We start from the raw sequence: 22,431 nt of genomic DNA, 5'->3' as shown, positions 1-22,431 counted from the left end.
GCGAAAGGCCGTGAAATTCCAGTCCGATGCCGCCCCAGCGCGCGCAGGATGGCACCGCCGATCGCCCCGGCGCACTGGCATGGGCGAAGCCGGCCAGCGGCTTGCCCGGTTTGTTCTGGATCAGCAGCGCGTCGCCAGACGCAGGGCTCAGAGCCCCAGCTTGGCGCTCACGATCTCGTTCACCGCCTTGGGGTTGGCCTTGCCGCCGGTGGCCTTCATCACCTGGCCGACAAACCAGCCGGCGAGCTTGGGGTTGGCCTTGGCCTTCTCGACCTGCGCCGGGTTGGCGGCGATCACCTCGTCCACCGCCGTTTCGATGGCGCCGGTGTCGGTGACCTGCTTCATGCCGCGCGCTTCGACGATCTGTGCCGGATCACCCCCCTCGGTATAGACGATCTCGAACAGATCCTTGGCGATCTTGCCCGAGATGTCGCCCTTCTGGATCAGCGCGATGATGCCGCCGAGCTGTTCCGGCGAGACCGGGCTGTCGGCCAGCGCGTGGTCTTCCTTTTTCAGCCGGCCGAAGAGTTCGTTGATCACCCAGTTGGCCGCCATCTTGCCGTCACGGCCTTCCGCCACCTTCTCGAAGTAATTGGCCGAGGCGGTCTCGGAGGTCAGCACCGAGGCGTCATAATCCGACAGGCCGTAATCGGCGATGAACCGCGCCTTCTTTTCGTCCGGCAGCTCGGGCAGGGTGTTCCGGATGTCGTCCACCCAGCCCTGTTCGATCTCCAGCGGCAGCAGGTCGGGGTCGGGGAAGTAGCGATAATCATGCGCCTCCTCCTTCGACCGCATCGACCGGGTCTCGCCCTTGTCGGGATCGTAGAGCCGGGTTTCCTGATCGATCGATCCGCCGGCCTCCAGGATGGCGATCTGACGCTTGGCCTCGTAATCGATCGCCTGCTGGATGAACCGCATCGAGTTCATGTTCTTGATCTCGCAGCGGGTGCCGAGATGGCTGAAATCCTGCGTCGCCTGGTATTTCTCGTATTGCCCCGGCAGGCAGACCGAGACGTTGACATCGGCCCGCAGGTTGCCGTTTTGCATGTTGCCGTCGCAGGTGCCGAGATATTGCAGGATCTGGCGCAGCTTGACCACATAGGCCGCCGCTTCCTCTGGGCCGCGGATGTCGGGACGGCTGACAATCTCCATCAGCGCCACGCCGGTGCGGTTGAGATCGACGAAGGACATGTTGGGATCCATGTCGTGGATCGATTTGCCGGCATCCTGCTCGACGTGGATGCGCTCGATCCGCACCTTGCGCGCGGTGCCGTCGCCCATCTCGACCAGCACTTCGCCTTCGCCCACCAGCGGCTCGTAAAGCTGGCTGATCTGATAGCCCTGCGGCAGGTCGGGATAGAAGTAGTTCTTGCGGTCGAAGGCGCTCTTCAGGTTGATCTGCGCCTTGAGGCCCAGCCCGGTGCGCACCGCCTGTTCGATGCAATATTCGTTGATCACCGGCAGCATGCCGGGCATCGCGGCGTCGACAAAGGCGACATTGGCATTGGGCTCGGCGCCGAATTGCGTCGAGGCGCCGGAAAACAGCTTGGCCTGAGAGGACACCTGGGCATGGACCTCCATGCCGATCACCAGCTCCCAATCGTGTTTCGCCCCGGCGATCATCTTGGGTTTGGGGGTCTCATATGTCAGGTCCAGCATGGCCGTCTCCTTCGCGCTCGGAACGAAACGGGTTCTAGGGCAGGGGCGGGAGGGGAGCAAGAGGCAGTTCCCGGTTCCGCCCCGGTGCCGGCCGCCCAGCCCGGCCCCCGGCTCAGGGCGCCGGGCTGGGCTGGCCCTGGATACGGCGAAGCTCGCGGGCCAGCACCGTGCTCAGCGCCTCCCAGGCCTGGCGGGCGCCGATCTCGGCGCCGCCCACATGGGCGCTGCCGGGGGTGGCATAGCCGATGTCGGTCAGCGACCAGACCCAGCCATGGGTCTCGCGCATGTCGCTGCGGATCAGACGGGTGCGCATCTTGTCCAGCAGCCGCCGCTGGCTGCGGTCGGGGCCGGTCTCGCGCGTCAGAAGCTGGCTCAGGCAGGCGGCAAAGAGGTTGACCATGTGCTGGCCGGGGTGACGGCGCAGGATATCGTCGATGGCTTCGACGAAATAGCCGGCGTCCAGCGCCGCGAAAGCCGCCGGATCCTGCAACAGCGCATCAAACCAGACCCAGGCATATCCGCCGCTGCCCCAGGTTTCGCCGGTCACCGCCGCCATCCGGCGCGCAGCCAGGTCAAGCGCCTCGTAGCTGCCGAACCAGCAGGGCAGGAGGTGCAGGCCGAAGGCGCGCATATGGCCTGGCATGCCCGGCGCCAGGCCGATCAGCGTTTCGTAACGGTCTACCACCTGGCGTTCGGCCCCCGGCTGGCCGGCCAGAAGCGCGCAATGCGTCGAGGCCAGCAGCGGCGAGCCGGCGGCGGCGTCGGTATATGGCGCGAGGATCGCCTCGGCGCGGGCAAAGGCGCTGCGGAAGGCGGCGACATGCTGTTCCGGGCGACCGCGCCGCCAGCCCTGCTTGTACCAGGCCCAGCCGGCATCCATGTGGCTCAGCGCCACCACGGCGGCGCAGCCCGGGTCGGGCGCCAGATCGGCGGCGATATCGTCCAGCGCCTGAAGCCCGGCAAACATCCGGTGGCCGCGCGACAGGGCGCCGGCGGAAGAGGCGCTTTCGAAGGCGCGGGCCAGGTCAGACCGCGCGCCGGCGGCCAGAAGTTCGGCCTCGGGCGTGCCGGCGACGGTGGCGCCCCGGCGGGCATCGGCGGCGGCGACCTCGGCGCACAGAGCTTCCCATCGCTCCTGGCGGGCCAGATCGCGACCGCGGTCGAGCAGCGCCTGGCAATCGGCAAGCTCGCGGGTCTGGTCGCGCAGGGGGCGGCCGAGCTGGGCGAGACGCGCAGCGGAAAAGCCCGCCGGATCACCCTCGCACCCCGGTGCAAGAGCCGATCCCGGCTCCGATTTGCGGCCCGATCCCCGGCCGGCGCGGCGGGCGGGCGCGCGGGCGGCGGCCTGGCGCAGCGCGGATCGGGTTTTGTCTGTAATCGAATTGAGGGTCTCGAACATCTGTACAACCAGTCGGCAATATTTCGCTGCGAACACACTGGCCGGCGTTTGGGGCGTGGTCATGGCAGGAGAAAGATAGACAATGGCAGCAACCCGACAGAGAGCGCCGCTTTGCGGCAATGATCTGTCTTTTGTATCGCTTTTTGTTGAGGTTACCTCGATGCACCGCGGATTGTTGCTGATTCTGCTGATCGTGCTGCCAGTCACCCTGGCCGCCGAAGAAACCGTTCTGGCCAGCGTCGAGTCGACTCGCCTGGCCCCGGATCAGAGCCCGCGGCCCGCCCCGCGCAGCCTGCGCGACCCGCGGATGCGCTGGCCTGCCGGCACCCGCGAGGCGGCGCTCTGGACGCAGGTGATGCTCAGCGCGCTTGAAAAGGGCCACGCCCGGCCGTTGATCGAAACGGTGCCGCGCGACATCGCCCAATGGTGCCCGGCCTATCCCGACAACCCGGCGCCGGCGCGGGCAGCCTTCTGGGCCGGCTTCGCCTCGACCCTGGCGAAATACGAGAGCACCTATCGCCCGCAGGCCGTCGGCGGTGGCGGGCTCTGGCACGGGCTGCTGCAAATCCTGCCGGGCACCGCGCATTTCAACAAATGCACCGCCACCACCGGCCCGGCGCTGCGGAACGGCGCCGCCAACCTCTCTTGCGCGCTGCGGATCATGGCGCGCACGGTGCCGCGCGACCAGGCGATTTCGCTCAAGGACAGCCGCTGGCGCGGGGTGGCGGCGGATTGGGGGCCGATGCGCTCGGAACCCAAGCGCCGCGACATGGCGCGCTGGCTGAGCCAGCAGAGCTATTGCCAGCCGATCCAAAGCACCCGCCCGCGCCTGCGCCCGGCAAGCTGGCCGCCGACGGTCTAGGACGGGCTCAGTCCCAGCTTTGCCGCAGCGCGACCGCCGCGCGCCGCATCAGCACCGAATCGATGCCGACGGCCAGAAAGCTCCCGCCGGCTTCGGCCACTTCCGCCACAAAGGTCTGATCCGCCGAAAGAAATCCCGCCGGTTTGCCCGCCGCCACGATCCGGCGCACCGCGTCGCAGACCGCGGCGCGCACTTCCGGGCGGCCGGTCTCGCCGGGAAACCCCATCGAAGCGGCAAGGTCGGCGGGGCCGACGAAGATGCCGTCGACCCCGTCGATGGCCGCGATCTCTTCGATGTTGCGGGCGGCGGCTTCGGTCTCGACCTGAACTAGCAGGCAGATCTCGTCATTGGCCTGCTGGGTGTAACCTTCGATCGCGCCCCATTGGCTGGCCCGGGTGGTGCCGGCCACACCGCGGATGCCCAGCGGCGGATAGCGCACCGCCGCCACCGCCGCGCGGGCCTCTTCGGCGGTCTGCACATAAGGCACCAGAACCGTTTGCGCGCCGGCATCCAGCAGCCGCTTGATCTCGACCGGGTCGTTCCAGCCGGGACGCACCACCACAGAAGTCGGGTAGGGGGCCGCCGCCTGCATGAGCGGCAGCATGGCGCGGGGATCGACCGGCGCATGTTCGCTGTCGATCAGCAGCCAGTCGTAGCCGCAGCCGGCCAGCAGTTCGACCAGCCCGCCGTCGGGCAGGGTGCTCCAGAAACCGATCTGGCGTTGGCCGGCTTTCAGGGCGGCCTTGAAGGCATTGCGGGGCAGGTCCATCGGGGGCGTCCTTGTGTTTTCCGGGAAGTCTCAGGCGCTGGCGCGCAGCGGCCGGCGCGCCTCGGACCAGGCGCGCACCGCGTCGCCAAAGGCGGAGAACAGCGGCCGCGACACCGGATCGTTGGCCGCATCCCATTCCGGATGCCATTGCACCGAGAGGGTGAAGCCCGGCGCATCCTGGATATAGGCGGCCTCGGGCGTGTCGTCGGGCGCCCAGCCGTCGATGACAAAGCGTTTGCCGGCCTGCATCACCCCCTGGCCATGCAGGGTGTTGGTCATCACTTCCGGCGCGCCCATCAGCCGGTGAAAGACGCCACCTTCCGTAAAGCGCACCTTGTGGCGCAGGGCGAATTTCTCTTCGATGGTGCCGTCGGGCGGCATCCGGTGGTTCATCCGCCCCGGCAGATCGCGGATTTCGGGGTGCAGGGTCGAGCCCATGGCCACCGCCACCTCCTGATAGCCGCGGCAGATGCCAAGGAACGGCTGGCCGCGCTCGACACAGGCGCGCACCAGCGGCAGGGCAATGGCATCGCGGGCCCGGTCAAAGGCACCATGCGCCTCGGTCGCGGCCTCGCCATATTCCTCGGGGTGGACATTGGGCCGCCCGCCGGTGAGCAGGAAGCCATCGCAGGTTTCCAGCAGTTCCGCCACCGTCAGAAAGCGGGGATCGGCCGGGATCAGCAGCGGCATGCAGCCCGAGACCAGCGAGATCGCCTCGGAATTCATCGTGCCACCCGCGTGCGCCGGATATTGATCGTTGATCAGGTACTGGTTGCCGATGATGCCGACAATGGGGCGGGCCATGCGGATCCTCACTCAAAGGGGTTCGGCCCAATATAAGGCGGCGGCGCATGGCTTTACAACGGCCAAGGCCTGTGCGCTTCCGCAGCGTTCCTGTGCAGGAAGGGCCCGGCCGCCCGGCGGCACCGCCGCGCACGGAAAACCTTGCGAAAGGCTTGATGCGCCGCGCGGAGAAGTCCTAATTTTTCGTTAAATAGTAAGTGGTTATGCCCTTATCTCCGGGTAAGCGATCCCACCCGTCGGGCGGGCATCCCTGCCCACCCTGCCAGCTGACCCCGGGGCGCGCGCCCGACCCGGGGGTCAGCCCTGCGCTGCCTTCAGCTCCAGCCGCCGGGCGTGTAGCACCGGCTCGGTATAGCCGCTCGGTTGCTCGCGCCCCTTGAACACCAGATCGCAGGCCGCCTGGAAGGCGATGCTGTCGAACTGCGGCGCCATCGGCCGATAACCGGGCTCGCCTTGGTTCTGGCTGTCGACCACGGCGGCCATTTTTTCCATGGCGGCACGCACCTGCGCCTCGCTCACCACGCCATGGTGCAGCCAGTTGGCGATGTGCTGCGCCGAGATCCGGCAGGTCGCCCGGTCCTCCATCAGCGCCACGTCGTTGATGTCGGGCACCTTGGAGCAGCCGACGCCCTGATCGATCCAACGCACCACGTAGCCAAGAATGCCCTGGGCGTTGTTCTCGACCTCGCGGCTGATCTGATCGGCGGTCCAGGCACGATAGGAGGCCAGCGGAATGTCGAGGATGGTTTCCACATGCGCCCGCCGCCCGGCTTTCTTCAGCTTGTCCTGCACCGCGAAGACATCGATCTTGTGGTAATGCAGCGCGTGCAGCGTGGCCGCGGTGGGCGAGGGCACCCAGGCGCAGTTGGCGCCGGATTTGGGGTGCTCGATCTTGGCCTCCAGCATGGCCGCCATGGCATCGGGCATCGCCCACATGCCCTTGCCGATCTGCGCCTTGCCCTGAAGCCCGCATTCCAGCCCGATATCGACATTGCGGTTTTCATAGCCGGTGATCCAGGCCTTGCGCTTGATGAAATCCTTGCGGCTGAAGGGCCCGGCCTCCATCGAGGTGTGGATCTCGTCGCCGGTGCGGTCGAGGAAGCCGGTGTTGATAAAGGCCACCCGGTGTTTCGCGGCGCGGATGCATTCCTTGAGATTGACCGTGGTGCGGCGCTCTTCGTCCATGATGCCGATCTTGACGGTGTGCCTGGGCAGGTCCAGCGCCTGCTCGACTTGGTCAAAGATCGCATCGGCAAAGGCCACTTCCTCGGGCCCGTGCATCTTGGGCTTGACCACATAGACAGAGCCATGGGTGGAATTGCCGCCGTCGCGGTTCAGGTCATGCCTGGCGATCAGCACCGTCACCATGGCATCCATCAGACCCTCGAAGATCTCTTCGCCATCGCGGGTCAGGATCGCCGGATTGGTCATCAGATGGCCGACATTGCGCACCCAGAGCAGGGCGCGGCCCTTGACCGTTACCTCTTTGCCCTCGGGGCCGACATAGCCGCGGTCGGGGTTGAGCTGACGGGTCAGGGTCTTGCCGCCCTTCTGGAAGCTGGCCTCCAGATCGCCTTTCATCAGTCCGAGCCAGTTGCCATAGGCCAGCACCTTGTCCTCGGCATCGACACAGGCCACCGAATCCTCGCAATCCATGATCGCCGATACCGCGCTCTCGATCACCACATCGGCCAGACCGGCCTGATCGCGGGCGCCGATCATATGGGTGCGGTCGAACACCAGCTCGACATGCAGGCCATGATTGCGCAACAGAACCGCCTCGGGCGCCTTGGGATGGCCGCGATAGCCGGCGAACTTGTAGGGTTCGGCCAGCGGCATGTCGTCGATCAGCAGCGCGCCGTCCTGAACGTGATAGCGCCGCGCGTCGGCATGGCTGCCGCCGGCGATCGGAAAGGCCTCGTCGAGGAACACCCGGGCGCGGGCCACCACCCGCGCGCCACGGCCGCGATCGTAGCCCCCCTTGGGCGGCAGCGCGCCCATGGCGTCAGTGCCATAGAGCGCGTCGTACAGCGATCCCCAGCGGGCATTGGCGGCATTGAGCGCAAAGCGCGCATTGGTCACCGGCACCACCAGCTGCGGGCCGGGCACCAGCGCGATTTCGGGGTCCACATGCGTCGTCTCAATATGGAAATCCGCGCCCTCGGGCAGCAGATAGCCGATCTGTTCGAGAAACGCCTTGTAGGCCTTGGCATCATGCGGCTGGTTGGCGCGGCCCTTGTGCCAATTGTCGATCTGGCTCTGGATCTCCTCGCGCTTGTCCAGCAGGGCGCGGTTCTTCGGCCCCATCTCATGCGCGAGATCGGAGAGACCCTGCCAGAAATCCTCGGCTGAGACTCCGGACCCCGGCAACGCCTTATCCTCGATGAACGCGGCCAGAACCTCGTCTACCGCCAGTCCGGCCCGGTCAACACGTGTGCTCATGGTCTTGGTCTCCGCTTTGGTGCGCAATGGTATACCACATCCCTTAAGGCATGTGGCGCGGGGCGGGCAAGCTCTGTACCACGCCGGATGACGAATGGACCTTTCGGCTTTCCCGAAGAATGCCCCTGTCGATCCGCCCGCTCGGGCCGAGCTCTTGCCTGTGACGGGAAATGCTGACTAGTCTCGCCTCATTCACCACCGACTCTCTTGTTCACCCTAACATAACAGGACACCGGTCATGCAGCTCGATCCCGACACCGACCTGACCTTTACCCGCACCCTGCCTGTGCCGCCGGCGCTGGTCTGGGCGTGCTGGACCTCGGCCGACCATATCCCGCATTTCTTTGTACCCAAGCCGCACAAGGTGGTGGCCTGCGACATCGATCTTCGGGTCGGCGGGCGTTTCAACACCACCTTCGAGGTTGACGGCAACCGGATGGAAAACCACGGCGTCTATCTCGAGATCGTGCCGGTACGCCGCCTGGTCTTCACCGATGGCTACACCGAAGGCTGGAAGCCGACCGAGGATCCCTTCATGACCGCGATTCTCGACCTCGCGCCAACCAAGGAGGGCGGCACCAGCTATACCGCCACCGCCCGCCACCGCACGGCGGAAAAGGCCAAGGCCCACAAGGATATGGGCTTTTACGAAGGCTGGGGCGTGGTGGCCGATCAGCTGGTCGACTACACCCGGACGCTGGAGCGCGTCTAGAGCGCGCGCCAGCCGATGTCGCTGCGGTAGAAGCCGCCGGGCCAGTCGATGGCCTCGACCATCTCATAGGCCCGGGCGCGGGCCTCGGCCAGTGTCGCGCCGCGCGCGGTGACATTCAGCACGCGGCCGCCGGTCGCGGTGATCTGACCGTCCCTGGCCGTGGTGCCGGCGTGAAACACCATGTGGCTGCTGTCTTCCGGGAGGGCGTCCAGGCCCTTGATCACGCTGCCCTTTTCGTAGGAACCGGGATAGCCCTTGGCGGCCATCACCACGGTCATCGCATGATCTTCGGCCCAGTTGACCCGGGCGGCGTCAAGCCGTTCTTCGGCCGCCGCATGCATCAGGTCGAGCGCCTGCGCGCCCAGCCGCAGCATCAGCACCTGGCATTCGGGGTCGCCGAAGCGGACATTGTATTCCACCAGCCGCGCGCGGCCGTCCTTGATCATCAGCCCGGCATAGAGCACGCCCTGATAGGGCATGCCGCGTTCGGCCATCACCCGGAGCGTCGGCTTGACGATCTCTTCCAGCGCCTGCGTGGCGATTTCGTCGGTCAGTACCGGGGCGGGCGAATAGGCGCCCATGCCGCCGGTGTTGAGCCCGGTGTCGCCTTCGCCGACCCGCTTGTGATCCTGCGCCGTGCCGATGGGCAACGCGGTGGTGCCGTCGCAGAGCACGAAGAAACTGGCCTCTTCGCCCGCCATGAATTCCTCGATCACCACTTCCGCGCCGGCTGCGCCAAAGGCGCCGCCGAACATGTCATCGATGGCATCCAGCGCGGTCTGGACATCCGTTGCCACGATCACGCCTTTGCCGGCGGCCAAGCCGTCGGCCTTGACGACAATCGGTGCGCCCTGCTGGCGGATGTAATCCTTGGCTTTCTCGGCATCGGTGAAATGTGCGTAGCCGGCGGTCGGCGCCTCTGCCGCGTCGCAGATTTCCTTGGTAAAGCTCTTCGAGGCCTCGAGCCGCGCCGCCTCTTTCGAGGGGCCGAAGACCAGCATCCCGGCGTCGCGCAGCCGGTCGGCCACCCCTTTGGCCAGCGGCGCCTCGGGGCCGACGATGACGAAATCGATGGTTTCGGCCTCGGCCAGCGCCAGCACCGCGCCGGCGTCTTCGATATCGATTGCGGCGCAGGTGGCAATCTGGGCAATGCCGGCATTGCCAGGTGCCACGATCAGCTTGTCGCATTTCGGGTTTTGCAGCGCCGCCCAGGCCAGGGCGTGCTCGCGCCCGCCGCTTCCGAGAATGAGGATGTTCATGGGCGCTCTCCGCTTGGCCTTTGTTGCGTGGCGTTTTAGGGTCCGGGCCGAGCAGATACAAGCGAGCCAAGATGTCCGACCTGATCGACGACGCGCCAGAGGGCCTGAACGCACCGGAATTCAGCGTTTCCGAAATATCGGGGGCGATCAAACGGGTGATCGAGGGCGAGTTCGGCCATGTCCGCATTCGCGGCGAGGTGGGCCGGGTATCGCGGCCCCGATCGGGCCATATCTACCTCGATCTCAAGGACGACCGTGCGGTGATCTCGGGGGTCGTCTGGAAAGGCGTGGCGGCGCGGCTGACCACCTTGCCCGAGGAGGGCATGGAGGTGGTGGCGACCGGACGGGTGACGACATTTGCCGGCCAGTCGAAATACCAGATGGTGATCGACGACATCAAGCCGGCTGGCGTCGGCGCGCTGATGGCGATGCTGGAAAAGCGCAAGGCGCTGCTCGAGGCGGAGGGGCTCTTTGCCGCGGATCGCAAGAAGAAACTGCCGTATCTGCCTGAGATCATTGGCGTTGTCACCTCTCCCAGCGGGGCGGTGATCCGCGATATCCTGCATCGTCTGCGCGACCGGTTTCCGCGCAAGGTGCTGATCTGGCCGGTCGCCGTGCAGGGCGCCAAATGCGCCCCCGAGGTGGCCCGCGCGATTGCCGGCTTCAACGCGCTGAGCCCCGGCGGCGCGCTGCCCCGGCCCGATCTTCTGATCGTGGCGCGTGGCGGCGGTTCGATCGAGGATCTCTGGGGCTTCAACGAGGAAGTGGTGGCGCGGGCGGCGGCGGCCTCGGAGATCCCGCTGATCTCGGCGGTGGGGCACGAAACCGACACCACGCTGATCGATCACGTGGCCGACCGCCGCGCACCGACGCCCTCGGCGGCGGCGGAAATGGCGGTGCCGGTGCGGCTCGAGCTGCTGGCCTGGCTCGAGGGTCAGGGCGGGCGGCTGGCGCAGGGGCTGACCGGTGCCCTGGCGCAGCGCGGCCAGCGGCTTCGCGATCTGTCACGGGCCCTGCCACGGGCAGAAACGCTGGTCGAAGGGCCGCGCCAGAGGCTCGACACCTGGGGCGACCGGCTGCCGGTGGCGCTCGAACGCGGGGTGGCGCGGCGGCGGGTGACGCTTTCGGAATGCGCCGGCGCCTTGCAGGTTTCGGCCCTGCGGCGCATGCTGACGAACGAGCAGCGGCGGCTGGATCACCTGGCGGCGCGGCTGGCACCCGCGCTCGAGCGCGGGGTGGCGCGCAAATCCGAGCAACTGGCCGGATTGCGGATTTCCACGCGGGCCGTGGAAAAGGATATTTCTCATCAGAAAGAACGGCTTGAAAGGGCCTTTTCACGTATTACGGACGCCGGCGCGCGGCAGGTCGGCGAGCTGCGGACCCGGCTGGAGGCCACCGACCGATTGCGCGAAACGCTGGGGTACAGGGCGACCCTGGCGCGCGGCTATGCGGTGGTGCGGGGCGACGCCGGGCTGGTGACCTCCAAGGCGGCGGCGGAACAGGCCACCGGCCTCGAGATCGAATTTGCCGATGGCCGGCTCAAGCTCGGCTCGGGCAAACCGGCGCGCGGCAAGCCCCCGCGGAAACCGCCGGAGCAAGGCTCGCTTTTTTGACCGGACATTTGCAGATGTTCATGTTATGTTCACGCCATGTAAATCTTTGGAGGTCACGATGGAACAGCGCGTATCCCTGATTACCCTCGGCGTGCAGGACATGGCGAATACGGCGGCGTTTTACGAGCGGCTGGGCTGGGCGCGGGTCGAATCGCCTGATGGCGTGGTGGCCTTCGACCTGATCGGCCAGACGCTGGGGCTCTATCCGCTGGACGCCCTGGCCGAGGATATCGGCGTCGCGGCCGGCACCCTGGGGCGCGGCGCGGTGACGCTGGCGCACAACCTGCGCAGCAAGGAGGAGGTGGACGAACTGATGCAACGGGCCGAGGCGGCGGGCGCCACGGTTCTGAAAGCGCCGCAAGAGGCGTTCTGGGGCGGCTACCACGGCTATTTCGCCGATCCCGAGGGCGCGATCTGGGAAGTGGCGTTCAATCCGTTCGCGCCGCTGGCCGAGGACGGGGCGTTCTGCTGGAACGGCTATGGCTGAGCGGGCCTTGACGTGGTGCTCGGGGCCGGAACGCGTGCCTGGCATGAGCCGGCTGTCCGGTTTCGAACGGGGGCGGTGGCCTGAGCGCGGGCGCGCTTCGAAAACCTGCCGTCGCCTTTGGTGCCGGGTCGTGAACGGGGGCCGGGAGCAGAGGCGCCGGGACCAGAGTGGATGCCGGTCCCTTGGCCGGAGCGGGTTTTGAGAGCCTGTCGGGCGTTGGCACCCTGTCGGTCCTTGAATCCCGTCAGGCCGGAAGCGGAGGGGTGACGGCAATGGAACATCGCGCGGTGGCGGGCTGATGCGCAAACCGGCCAGCATGTGGAGCCTCGAGACGCTGGGGCGCGTGCGGCTGAGCCGGTATTTCTACATGCGGGAGTTTCTCTATTCCGAGATCGGCAACATTCACCGCATCCCCAATATTCCCGAGCGCCCCGATCTGGCGCTGGAACGGGGGCGGGCCTTTTGCACCGAGTTGCTCGATCCGCTGGAGGAAACCTTCGGCCGGGTGGCGGTGCGGTCGGGCTATCGCGCGCCGGGGCTGAACCGGTTCGGCAATGAAAACCGGCTCAACTGTGCCCGCAACACATATCCTCAGGAATGCCACATCTGGGATATCGAAGCGGTTCCGGTTGCCGGCGCGAGCATCGTCCTTCCATGGTTTGCCGATCAGTTCGAGGCCGGCCGCGACTGGCGCGACCTGGCCTGGTGGCTGCACGATCACATCGAGTATTCCGAAATCTGGTTCTTTCCAAAACTCTGCGCCTTCAACCTGTCGTGGCGGCCCGCGCCCTGGAAGGTGATATCCAGCTATATCGCGCCACGCGGCACGCTTTTGCGTCGCGGCGCGGCGCCGGCGGAAAGCCGGGCCCAACGGCAGGCGCGCTATGCCGATTTCCCGAAGTTCCGCGCCCTCCGCCTGCCGGGCAGCGGGGAATAGCCGGGCCGCACATGATGTTTGTGCGGCGCGGGAGGGGCGCTCAGATGCAGGATATTCGTCACGCGGCCCAGGGCTTTACCGCTCCCCGCCGGGCCGGTGGCTGACGGTTGACGTAACGGCATCGGCGAAAGGCCACCGGCCCCCGTGCCGGCGAGCGATTTCCCGCTGTCATCCGGCACCGCCTGCGTTAGTCTCCGCCCGGACCCTGCGGCCAACGCGGGGCGGGCGAAATGAGAGAGCAGGGCCCTAGCGATGCGCGAACCGCTGGTATTGTTGCCGGGATTCATGTGTGATGCGCGGGTCTTCGGGCCCCAGGTCGCGGCGCTCAGCCGCGACACGCCGGTGATGGTGGCGCCGGTCACCGAGGGCGACCGCATCGAAGAGATCGCCTCGTCGATCCTGACGGCGGCGCCGGCCAAATTCGGCGTCGCGGGCATGGGGTTTGGCGGCGCGGTGGCGATGGAGCTGGTCCGCCGCGCGCCGGAGCGCGTGACGCGGATCGCTTTGATCGACGCCTCGCCACTGGCCGAGACGCCGCAGGATGCCTCGGCCCGCGAGGCGCGGATCATCCGGGCGCGCACCGGCCGGCTGCGCGAGGTGCTGGAAGAGGACATCGTCACGGCCGGGCTTGCGGTGTCGCCCTACCGCGGCGACGTGCTGGCGCTGGCGCTCGACATGGGGCTGCATCTGGGCGCCGATGTCTACACCCGGCAGAGTCGCACGCTGATGCGGCGCAAGGACCAGCAGGCGGTGATGCGCAAGTGCAAGGCGCCGGCGCTGGTTGTCTGCGGCGCCGAAAACGCGGTGTTGCCGGTGAAGCGGCACGACTTCCTCGCCACGCTGATCCCGAATGCCCGGCTCGAGGTGATCGCGGGCGCCGGCCATATGGCGGCGCTGGAGCAGCCCGAGGCGGTGATCAACGTGCTCCGCGCCTGGCAGCGCCAGCCGCAGACGGTGTCATAGCGCCCGGCCCACCGGGCGCGGGCGTGATGCCCGCCCGCTTCCGTTTCAGCCCGGCGCAGGGCCTGCATGGTCCGGGCACTCGGAAGGCGGGCGGGCTTGTGCCATTTGAAAGACCGGGCGTCAGTCTTCCATCGCTTCGAGCTCGTCGATGAAGCCTTCGATCATCGAAAGCCCTTTGTCCCAGAATGCCGGGTCCGAGGCGTCGAGGCCGAAGGGCGCCAGAAGCTCCTTGTGATGCTTGGAGCCGCCGGCCTTGAGCATGTCGAAATACTTCTCCTGAAATCCCTCGGGCGCGGCCTCGTAGGCGGCATAAAGCGCGTTCACCAGCCCGTCGCCGAAGGCATAGGCATAGACGTAGAAGGGCGAATGCACGAAATGCGGGATATAGGCCCAGAAGGTCTCGTAGCCCTCCATGAAGTCGAAGACCGGCCCGAGGCTTTCGGCCTGCACCGACATCCAGAGCGCGTTGATGTCATCGGGCGTCAGCTCGCCGCCGCGGCGGGCGTCATGCAGCTTGCATTCGAAATCGTAGAAGGCGATCTGCCGGACCACGGTGTTGATCATGTCCTCGACCTTGCCGGCGAGCAGGATCTTGCGGGCCTCCTTGGTTTCGGCCTTCTCCAGCATCTTGCGGAAGGTCAGCATCTCGCCGAAGACCGAGGCGGTTTCGGCCAGGGTCAGCGGCGTCGACGACAGCATTTCGCCCTGATCGGCGGCCAGCCGCTGGTGCACGCCATGGCCCAGTTCATGCGCCAGCGTCATCACGTCGCGCGGTTTGCCGAGGTAGTTGAGCATCACATAGGGGTGGACGTCGGTCACCGTGGGATGGGCAAAGGCGCCGGGTGCCTTGCCGGGTTTCACCCCGGCGTCGATCCAGCCATCGTTGAAGAAGGGGTCGGACAGCTCGGCCATGCGCGGATCAAAGCCGGCATAGGCCTCCTGCACGATCTCGCGCGCCTCGTCCCAGCCGACGATTTTTGTCTCTTCCATCGGCAGCGGCGCATTGCGATCCCAGACCTGCATGCGGTCGAGGCCCAGCCACTTGGCCTTGAGCGCGTAATAGCGGTGCGACAGGCGCGGGTAGGCGGCGACCACGGCATTGCGCAGCGCCTCGACCACTTCGGGCTCGACGTCGTTCGACAGGTGCCGTCCGGCCTGGGCCGAGGGCATCTTGCGCCAGCGGTCGATGACTTCCTTTTCCTTGGCCTGGGTGTTGTGGACGCGGGCAAAGGTCTTGATGTTGTCCTGGAACACCCGGGCCAGCTCGCGGCTGGCGGCCTCGCGCTTGGCGCGGTCCTGTTCGGTGAGCAGGTTGAGCGTCGCCTCGATACCCATTTCCTCGCCGTCGACCTCGAAGTGAAGCCCGGCGATGGTCTCGTCGAAAAGCCGCTCCCAGGCGTCGCCGACGACGCCGAGATCATGCAGGAACTTTTCCAACTCGTCCGAGAGCTGGTGATCCTTCATCGCGCGGATGCGGCGGAACACCGGGGCATAGCGGGCGAGATCGCGGTTCTGCTCCAGCAGACCGGCGAGGTGATCATCCTCGAGCCGGTTGAGCTCGAGCGTGAAGAACACCAGCGGAGTGGTGTAATTGGTGATCTTTTCCTGGCAATCCGACATGAACTTGGCGCGGGCGCCGTCGGTGGTCTGCTGGTAATAGCGCAGGCCGGCAAAGGACATGATGCGCCCGGCGATGGCGCTGATCTTTTCGTTGCGCTGGACGCAGGTCAGGAAGGCTTCGGCCGAGAGCGTGGCAAGCTTGCCTTCGTAGTCACCGGCAAAAGCGGCGCATTCCTGCTCCAGCCAGTCGAGATCGCGGGCCAGCTCGGGCGCGTCCTCGGAGGCATAGAGATCGGTCAGGTCCCATTCGGGCAGATTGCCGAGGTCGCGCGCGCCGCCGCCTGCATTGGCGTCACGGACGGGAAAGGGGAGGTGCAGCATGAAATTGGCCTTCTGTTCTGGTTGGACACAGATAAGCCCGCCATGGTGCAAGGTTCAAGGGAGGGTCAGGCCGAGGCGGCCTGCGGCTTGCCCAGCAGGGTGTCCTCGAAATAATGGCAGGTGGTCTCGAAGATATGGCGCCGGGTTTCGGCATCCTCCATCAGCACCTCATGTTCGCCGTCCTCGATCACCTCGAGTCGCCCCTGCGGCCAGGCCGCCATGCGGCTGCGGATCTCGGGCACGCTGACGATGCGTTCGTTGCTGCCGAGGAAAGTGATGCAGGGCAGGTCCGGCGCCGGTAGGGCGGCCAGGGCGCGGCATTCGCGCAGGGCCTCGTGCAGCCAGTGCAGCGAGGGGCCGCCAAGCTGCAATTCGGGGTGGTCGAGCACCTGCTGGCGCATATAGGCAAACATCTCGCGGTCGCGGGTCAGCACGTTGTCCTCGAACGGGGCGGTGGCGACATAGCTCGCGGCGCCGGTCGAGGGGGCATAGAGGTGGCTGAAGCCGAGCTTGCGGCTGGTCCAGCCCATGGCCCAGGCGGCGGGGCGCACGGGCCCGGCAATACGAATGCCCCACATCGGCCCGGTAAAGACCGCGCCGACCACCGGCAGATGATTGTAGAGCGCCCGGAGACCGATGCAGCCGCCCATGGAATGGCCGAGCAGAAACAGCGGCTGGGGCAGGCCAAGCTCGGGCAGCGCGGCGCGCAGGGCGCGCACGTCACGCTGATAATCGTCGAAGATGTCGACATGGCCGACGCGGGCATCGGGCAACAACCGGTCGGCCAGGCCCTGGCCGCGCCAGTCGACGGCCAGCACCGCATAGCCCCGCGCCGTGAGGTCGGCGGCCAGCATGCCGTATTTCTCGACATATTCGGTGCGGCCGGGAAAGATCAGAATGGTTCCCCTGGCCTCGGCTTCGGTCGGCCAATGGCCGATCCGAATGCGTTTGCCGTCTTCGGTGGTGAGCCAATGGCACCGGCCGCCCCGGGGCGCGCGCGCCATGTCTTCGAAATAGGGGGCCGGCGTCAGGGTCATCAGGAGAGCGCCTGTCCCAGCTTCATCGCGGTGCCCATGTCGCCATCGACGGCGAGCTTGCCCGACATGAAGGCCGACGTGGGGTCGAGATCGCCGGCGAGGATCGATTCAAAGGTCTCGGCATCGGCGGTCATGGTGACCTCGGCCTCGTCATCGCCGGCGCGGGCGCCGTCCCCGTCGACCATGATGGCGCCTTCGTCCTCGATGACGAACTTGGCGGTGCCGTCAAAGCCGCCGTCGATCTTTGCGTTCAAGGCCTTTACCGCCTCGGCCACAACATCACTCATTTGCACGCTCCTTTGTCTGATCGCGGGTGGTATTTCGAACCCGCTGCGCTACATTGAGGGCACTATGGTCATGATCAGACAGCACATCAAATGTAGCGTTGCGGCATTTCTCGTCCTAGTCACGTATTCCCTACCGTCGGGTGTGCGGGCGCAGGACACGGAGGCTCTCTTGCAGCAGCTGCGCGAGGCCGAGCCGGCCGAAGCGGGGCGGCTGGTGGCCGATATCAGCCGCGAATGGTCCAAAAGCGGATCGGCGGCGATGGATCTGCTGCTGAAACGCGGCCGGGATGCGATGGATGTCGGCGATCTCGCGGCCGCGGCCGAACATTTCACCGCCCTTGTCGATCATGCGCCGGAATTTGCCGAAGGCTATCACATGCGCGCCATGGCTTATTACAACGCCGGCCGGATCGGTCCGGCGCTGGGCGATCTGGAAATGGCGCTGCGGTACAATCCCGACCATTTCGGCGCGCTGCGCGGGCTGGCGGTGATTTTCGAGACGCTTGGCGATGCCGATCGGGCGCTGCGCGGCTATGAAATGGTGCTGGCCTTGCATCCCAACGACGAAGAGGCGCAAAACGGCGTCGAACGTCTGTTGATCACGGCACGCGGCCGCGACATCTAGAATTCTGAACAAGCCCGGGGAGACACCGGATGGCGATGGAACAGCGGACCGTGGCGGTCCTTGGGCCCACCAACACGGGCAAGACCCATTACGCCATCGAGCGCATGCTGGGCTATCGCTCGGGCATCATCGGGCTGCCGCTGCGGCTGCTCGCGCGCGAGGTCTATGACAAGATCGTCGCCATCCGCGGCCCCGGCGTGGTGGCGCTGGTCACCGGCGAAGAGCGCATCGTGCCGCCGCGGGCGCAATATTGGGTCTGCACCGTCGAGGCGATGCCCGAGGGCATGGGCACCGATTTCGTCGCCATCGACGAGATCCAGCTCTGCGCCGATCCCGAGCGCGGCCATGTCTTTACCGACCGTCTGCTGAGGATGCGCGGCACCCATGAGACGCTGTTTCTGGGCGCCGACACCATGCGCGGGCCGATTGCCGCGCTGGTGCGGGGCGTCGAGTTCATGCGCCGCGAGCGGATGAGCCAGTTGAGCTACACAGGTTCGAAAAAGATAAGCCGGCTGCAATCCCGCAGCGCGGTCGTGGGGTTTTCGATTGAGAATGTCTATGCCATTGCCGAGCTGCTGCGCCGTCAGAAGGGCGGGGCGGCGGTGGTCATGGGCGCGCTCAGCCCGCGCACCCGCAATGCGCAGGTCGATCTTTACCAGAACGGCGACGTCGATTTCCTGGTGGCGACCGATGCCATCGGCATGGGGCTGAACCTCGATGTGAACCACGTCGCCTTTTCCGGCCTGTCCAAGTTCGACGGCCGCCGGATGCGGCCGCTGGCGCCGAACGAGCTGGGGCAGATCGCCGGCCGGGCGGGGCGGGGAATGCGCGACGGCACCTTTGGCGTGACCGGCGAGGCGCCGCCGCTGGACGAGGGGGTCGCCGAGGCGATCTGCAACCACCAGTTCACCCCGCTCAAGAAGCTGCAATGGCGCAATGCGGCGCTGGAGTTCGGCACCATCGACCGGCTGATCGCCGCGCTGGAAAAGCCGCCCGAGGATCCGATGCTGCTCAAGGCGCGCGAGGCCGACGATCTGCGCGTTCTGCGAACGCTGGCGCAGGACGACACGGTCTTTGCCCGCGCCTCGAGCCCGCAGTCGGTGCGGCTGCTCTGGGATGTCTGCCGCATCCCGGATTTTCGCGGCATATCGCATGCGGAACATGCCGGCCTGCTGGGCGTTATCTTTGGCTACCTGCACGAAAGCGGACAGGTGCCGGATGACTGGCTGGCGCGGCAGGTGCGGCGGATCGATCGGACCGACGGTGACATCGACACATTGTCGAAACGATTGGCATATATCCGCACATGGACCTATGTGGCCCAACGAAAGCGCTGGGTCACGGACGAAAGCCATTGGCGCGGGGTGACGCGCGCTGTAGAAGACAGGCTGTCGGATGCGCTGCACGACCGTCTGACCCAGAGATTTGTTGATCGCCGCACATCCGTGCTCTTGCGGCGGTTGAAGCAGAAGGAGGCCCTCTTGGCCGAAGTGAACGAGAATGGTGAAGTAACGGTCGAGGGCGAGTTCGTCGGCCGACTTGAGGGATTCCGCTTCCGGCAGGACAAGGATGCGACCGGGCAGGAGGCCAAGACGCTGAAGGCGGCGTCACTCCAGGCCCTGGCCCCGCATTTCCACCTGCGGGCCGACCGGTTTTACAATGCGCCCGATACCGAGATCGACTTTACCGAGCAGGGTGGCCTCATGTGGGGCGATCAGGCGGTGGGCAAGCTGGTCAAGGGGGCCGATCCGCTGAAGCCCGAGGTCCGGGCCTTTGTCGATGACGAGGCCGGGCCCGACGTGGCGCAAAAGGTGCAGCGCCGGTTGCAGCATTTCATCGACCGCAAGGTCGCGACCCAGTTCGAACCGCTGGTGGCTCTGGGCCGGGACGAGGCATTGAGCGGCTTGGCCAAGGGCTTTGCCTTTCAGATGGTCGAGAGCTTTGGCGTGCTGCCGCGCGTCAGGGTGGCCGATGACGTCAAGGCGCTGGATCAGGAGGCCCGTGGCGCACTGCGCAAGCACGGCGTGCGCTTCGGCCAGTTCACCATTTTCATGCCGCTTTTGCTGAAACCGGCGCCGACGCGGCTGCGGCTGGTGCTCTGGTCGCTCTGGCAGGGGCTGGATGTCTTCCCCGAGGCGCCGCCGCCGGGGCTGGTGACCGTGCCGTCCGATCAGGCCGCACCCGAGGGCGCCGACACCATGTCGGGCTATCGCAAGGCCGGGGCGCGGGCGATCCGCATCGACATGCTGGAGCGGCTGGCGGACATGCTGCGCGCCGAGGACACCCGCGGCGGTTTCGAAGCCAAGGCAGACATGTTGTCGATCACCGGCATGACGCTGGAGCAATTCGCCGATCTGATGCAGGGCCTGGGCTATCGCGCTGAAAAAGGCGAGCGCGCCAAGGTCAAGCCGGCCGATGCCGTGGTGGTGGAAGAGGCCAAGGACACGGCCGTTTCCCCCGACACCCCGGTAATGGATGTGGCCCAGCCCGAGCCGGCCCCCGGCACCGAGGCTGCGCCGCAGGTCGAGGCCGAAGCCGAGACAGAGGCCGAGGCGGTGGCACCGACCGAGACGCCCGACATCCCCGAAGCGGCCGATGCGGTTCCTGACGTCCAGGCTTCGGACAGCTCCGATGCGGCGGCCACGGTGTCGCCTTCGGAACTCGAGGCCAACGCCGACCCGATCCCGCCGGTCGACAGCGCCGCCGGCGAACTGCGCCCCGGCGAAACCCCGGACAAGGCCGATGCCGGTCCCGAGATGGAGGTGTTTTACACCTTCACCTGGGGGCGCGGAGCGCGCGGCGACCGCAAGCCGCGCGGCGGCCACCGGGGCGACCGCGACGGGGGCAAGCCGCAGGGCAAGGGGCGCCGCGGCGACCGTGGCGACAAGGGCAGGGGGCCGAAAGGTGCCAAGGGCAAGGGCCCGCGCCAGGACAAGGGCGCCAAGACCTATCAGTCGCGCCCGGAAAAGAAGGACCGGATCGACCCGGACAATCCTTTTGCCGCCGCTCTGATGGGGCTCAAGGACAAGGGCTGACCCTTGTCGACCGCGAAACTCCGGCTGGACAAATGGCTCTGGCAGGCGCGGTTCTTCAAGACCCGCACATTGGCCGCCCGCACCATCTCGACCGAGGGGGTGCGGGTTGACGGGACGCGGGTGTCGAAACCCGGCCGCACCATAAGCCCCGGCAATGTCTTGACCTTCGTGCAGGCGAAACGGGTGCGCATCGTGCGCATCCTCGAGCTGGGCACACGGCGGGGCCCGGCGAGCGAGGCGCAGGCGCTGTACGAAGACCTGTCACCGCCCGAGCCGCCAAAGGAGGACAGGCCGCCCGCGAATCCGGCCTATGAGGGAAAAGGTCGCCCGACCAAGCAGGATCGGCGCAACCTTGATCTTAACCGGCGTCGCACGCTTGAATGATCCGGCCGGCTGGATTAGCAAACACCCGCGTCAGCAAGAAAGACTCGTCCCATGACCTATATCGTCAACGATGCCTGCATCGCCTGCAAATACACCGACTGTGTCGAGGTCTGCCCCGTGGATTGTTTCTACGAGGGCGAGAACATGCTGGTGATCCACCCCGACGAATGCATCGACTGCGGCGTCTGCGAGCCGGAATGCCCGGCCGATGCGATCCGCCCGGATACCGAGCCGGACATGGAGAAATGGGTGGAGTTCAACCGCAAGTACTCGGAAATGTGGCCGGTGATCATCACCAAAAAAGACCCGCTGCCCAAGGCCGAGGAACACGACGGGGAAGAGGGCAAGCTCGAGAAGTACTTCTCGGAAGCGCCCGGCGAAGGCGGTTGACGCTGGGTTAGCGATTCGGCGCTGGCCGGCCAAAGCGGTTGGAAAGCACTTCAACTGCGCGATATAACCACTTGAGATCAGGGGTGTACTCTCTCTGGTCACGGAAATATGCTGGAAATAGCATCCTTTTTGTGCTATATTCCTGTCATATGATTTATTCTTCTCACTCAGGACAGGATCGTCAGCACCTGTTCGGCTGAAGGCGGCATATTGGAAAACCGGGAACGGAGATGAAAATCCCCGTCCGGTTCTTTTGTCGCTTGAGGCGTGGGAACATGCGAGGAAGGACTGCATGACCAAATCGAAGAAATCCGAGTTCCGCCCGAACGATTACGTCGTCTATCCGGCCCATGGTGTGGGCCAGATCGTCTCGATCGACAAGGAGGAAATCGCAGGCATCCCGCTCGAGCTGTTCGTGATCTCGTTCGAGAAGGACAAGATGACCCTCCGGGTGCCGACCAACAAGGCCACCGAGATCGGCATGCGCAGCCTCAGCTCGCCCGACGTGATCGAAAAGGCGCTGACCACGCTCAAGGGCAAGGCGCGGGTGAAACGCGCCATGTGGTCGCGCCGGGCCCAGGAATACGAACAGAAGATCAATTCCGGCGACCTGATCTCGATTGCCGAAGTGGTGCGCGACCTGCACCGCAATGACGAGCAGCGCGAACAGAGCTATTCCGAGCGTCAGCTTTACGAAGCCGCGCTCGAGCGACTGACCCGCGAAGTTGCTGCCGTGGCCGGCGGCGACGAGGTGGCTGCGGCCAAGCAGGTGGACGAGGTACTGCTGTCGCGCGCGGCCTGAGAGGCTGACGGCTGACATAAGCGC

At 66.3% G+C, this 22,431-nt stretch carries 20 protein-coding genes; 11 read left to right on the top strand and 9 right to left on the bottom strand.

The window, feature by feature from the left end; translation table 11 throughout:
* Positions 1–147: 147 nt before the first annotated feature.
* Positions 148–1,659 carry an Asp-tRNA(Asn)/Glu-tRNA(Gln) amidotransferase subunit GatB gene (gatB, locus tag AC0J5K_RS11595; protein ID WP_074835299.1) on the bottom strand — a complete coding sequence of 504 codons (1,512 nt, stop codon included), beginning with the start codon at positions 1,657–1,659 and terminating at the stop codon, positions 148–150.
* Positions 1,660–1,771: 112 nt separating this feature from the next.
* Positions 1,772–3,058: a hypothetical protein gene (locus AC0J5K_RS11590; protein WP_274562731.1), complete on the bottom strand. Its 1,287-nt coding sequence runs from the start codon at positions 3,056–3,058 to the stop codon at positions 1,772–1,774.
* 160 nt (positions 3,059–3,218) lie between these two features.
* Here AC0J5K_RS11590 and AC0J5K_RS11585 point away from each other — a divergent pair, with 160 nt between their 5' ends.
* A complete protein-coding gene (locus AC0J5K_RS11585) occupies positions 3,219–3,920 on the top strand; it encodes a lytic transglycosylase (protein WP_274562733.1) in 702 nt (233 codons plus the stop codon).
* Between the two features lie 7 nt (positions 3,921–3,927).
* Here AC0J5K_RS11585 and AC0J5K_RS11580 read toward each other — a convergent pair whose 3' ends face one another.
* From AC0J5K_RS11580 to AC0J5K_RS11570, 3 genes are all read right to left on the bottom strand, one after another.
* Complete coding sequence (locus AC0J5K_RS11580) at positions 3,928–4,689, bottom strand: aldolase/citrate lyase family protein (RefSeq protein WP_048530668.1); 762 nt, start codon at positions 4,687–4,689, stop codon at positions 3,928–3,930.
* Between the two features lie 30 nt (positions 4,690–4,719).
* Complete coding sequence (locus AC0J5K_RS11575; protein WP_048530669.1) at positions 4,720–5,493, bottom strand: gamma-glutamyl-gamma-aminobutyrate hydrolase family protein; 774 nt, start codon at positions 5,491–5,493, stop codon at positions 4,720–4,722.
* Positions 5,494–5,790: 297 nt separating this feature from the next.
* Positions 5,791–7,935: a malate synthase G gene (locus tag AC0J5K_RS11570; RefSeq protein ID WP_274562739.1), complete on the bottom strand. Its 2,145-nt coding sequence runs from the start codon at positions 7,933–7,935 to the stop codon at positions 5,791–5,793.
* A 238-nt stretch (positions 7,936–8,173) separates the two neighbouring features.
* On the opposite strand from AC0J5K_RS11570, the gene AC0J5K_RS11565 reads away from it, so the two are divergent.
* Entirely contained in the window at positions 8,174–8,647 is a 474-nt protein-coding gene (locus AC0J5K_RS11565; RefSeq protein ID WP_274562741.1) for an SRPBCC family protein, read from the top strand.
* Here AC0J5K_RS11565 and purD read toward each other — a convergent pair.
* Positions 8,644–9,906: a phosphoribosylamine--glycine ligase gene (purD, locus tag AC0J5K_RS11560; RefSeq protein WP_274562743.1), complete on the bottom strand. Its 1,263-nt coding sequence runs from the start codon at positions 9,904–9,906 to the stop codon at positions 8,644–8,646. The genes AC0J5K_RS11565 and purD overlap by 4 nt on opposite strands.
* A 71-nt stretch (positions 9,907–9,977) precedes the next feature.
* Between purD and xseA the strand changes: the two genes are divergently transcribed.
* The 4 genes from xseA to AC0J5K_RS11540 all read left to right on the top strand — a co-directional run bounded on the left by xseA (position 9,978) and on the right by AC0J5K_RS11540 (position 13,906).
* Positions 9,978–11,519, top strand: coding sequence for an exodeoxyribonuclease VII large subunit (xseA, locus tag AC0J5K_RS11555; protein WP_274562745.1), 1,542 nt, complete (start codon positions 9,978–9,980; stop codon positions 11,517–11,519).
* A 58-nt stretch (positions 11,520–11,577) separates the two neighbouring features.
* Positions 11,578–12,006 carry a VOC family protein gene (locus AC0J5K_RS11550; protein ID WP_274562747.1) on the top strand — a complete coding sequence of 143 codons (429 nt, stop codon included), beginning with the start codon at positions 11,578–11,580 and terminating at the stop codon, positions 12,004–12,006.
* 316 nt (positions 12,007–12,322) lie between these two features.
* Positions 12,323–12,943, top strand: a complete 621-nt coding sequence (locus AC0J5K_RS11545; protein WP_048533713.1) for a hypothetical protein — start codon at positions 12,323–12,325, stop codon at positions 12,941–12,943.
* A 252-nt stretch (positions 12,944–13,195) separates the two neighbouring features.
* A complete protein-coding gene (locus AC0J5K_RS11540; protein ID WP_048530676.1) occupies positions 13,196–13,906 on the top strand; it encodes an alpha/beta fold hydrolase in 711 nt (236 codons plus the stop codon).
* A 120-nt stretch (positions 13,907–14,026) separates the two neighbouring features.
* Here AC0J5K_RS11540 and AC0J5K_RS11535 read toward each other — a convergent pair whose 3' ends face one another.
* From AC0J5K_RS11535 to AC0J5K_RS11525, 3 genes are all read right to left on the bottom strand, one after another.
* Positions 14,027–15,847 (bottom strand): M3 family oligoendopeptidase, encoded by a 1,821-nt coding sequence (locus AC0J5K_RS11535; RefSeq protein WP_274562749.1) that lies wholly within the window; start codon positions 15,845–15,847, stop codon positions 14,027–14,029.
* A 65-nt stretch (positions 15,848–15,912) separates the two neighbouring features.
* Positions 15,913–16,884: an alpha/beta fold hydrolase gene (locus tag AC0J5K_RS11530; RefSeq protein WP_274562751.1), complete on the bottom strand. Its 972-nt coding sequence runs from the start codon at positions 16,882–16,884 to the stop codon at positions 15,913–15,915.
* A complete protein-coding gene (locus AC0J5K_RS11525; protein ID WP_048530679.1) occupies positions 16,884–17,171 on the bottom strand; it encodes an SCP2 sterol-binding domain-containing protein in 288 nt (95 codons plus the stop codon). The genes AC0J5K_RS11530 and AC0J5K_RS11525 overlap by 1 nt, the downstream gene beginning before the upstream one ends.
* A 169-nt stretch (positions 17,172–17,340) precedes the next feature.
* On the opposite strand from AC0J5K_RS11525, the gene AC0J5K_RS11520 reads away from it, so the two are divergent.
* The 5 genes from AC0J5K_RS11520 (at position 17,341) to AC0J5K_RS11500 (ending at position 22,407) form a co-directional block, all read left to right on the top strand.
* Positions 17,341–17,796 (top strand): tetratricopeptide repeat protein, encoded by a 456-nt coding sequence (locus tag AC0J5K_RS11520; protein ID WP_244526428.1) that lies wholly within the window; start codon positions 17,341–17,343, stop codon positions 17,794–17,796.
* A gap of 29 nt (positions 17,797–17,825) precedes the next feature.
* Positions 17,826–20,831 carry a helicase-related protein gene (locus AC0J5K_RS11515; RefSeq protein WP_274562756.1) on the top strand — a complete coding sequence of 1,002 codons (3,006 nt, stop codon included), beginning with the start codon at positions 17,826–17,828 and terminating at the stop codon, positions 20,829–20,831.
* A gap of 3 nt (positions 20,832–20,834) precedes the next feature.
* Positions 20,835–21,215 (top strand): RNA-binding S4 domain-containing protein, encoded by a 381-nt coding sequence (locus tag AC0J5K_RS11510; RefSeq protein ID WP_274562757.1) that lies wholly within the window; start codon positions 20,835–20,837, stop codon positions 21,213–21,215.
* Positions 21,216–21,266: 51 nt separating this feature from the next.
* Complete coding sequence (gene fdxA, locus AC0J5K_RS11505) at positions 21,267–21,605, top strand: ferredoxin FdxA (protein ID WP_048530683.1); 339 nt, start codon at positions 21,267–21,269, stop codon at positions 21,603–21,605.
* A 292-nt stretch (positions 21,606–21,897) separates the two neighbouring features.
* Positions 21,898–22,407, top strand: coding sequence for a CarD family transcriptional regulator (locus AC0J5K_RS11500; RefSeq protein ID WP_048530684.1), 510 nt, complete (start codon positions 21,898–21,900; stop codon positions 22,405–22,407).
* Positions 22,408–22,431 lie beyond the last annotated feature (24 nt).

The organism is Marinovum sp. E3 (assembly GCF_055755275.1).
The sequence above is the reverse complement of the archived record's forward strand: the minus strand, read 5'-3'. Positions and strand labels throughout refer to the sequence as shown.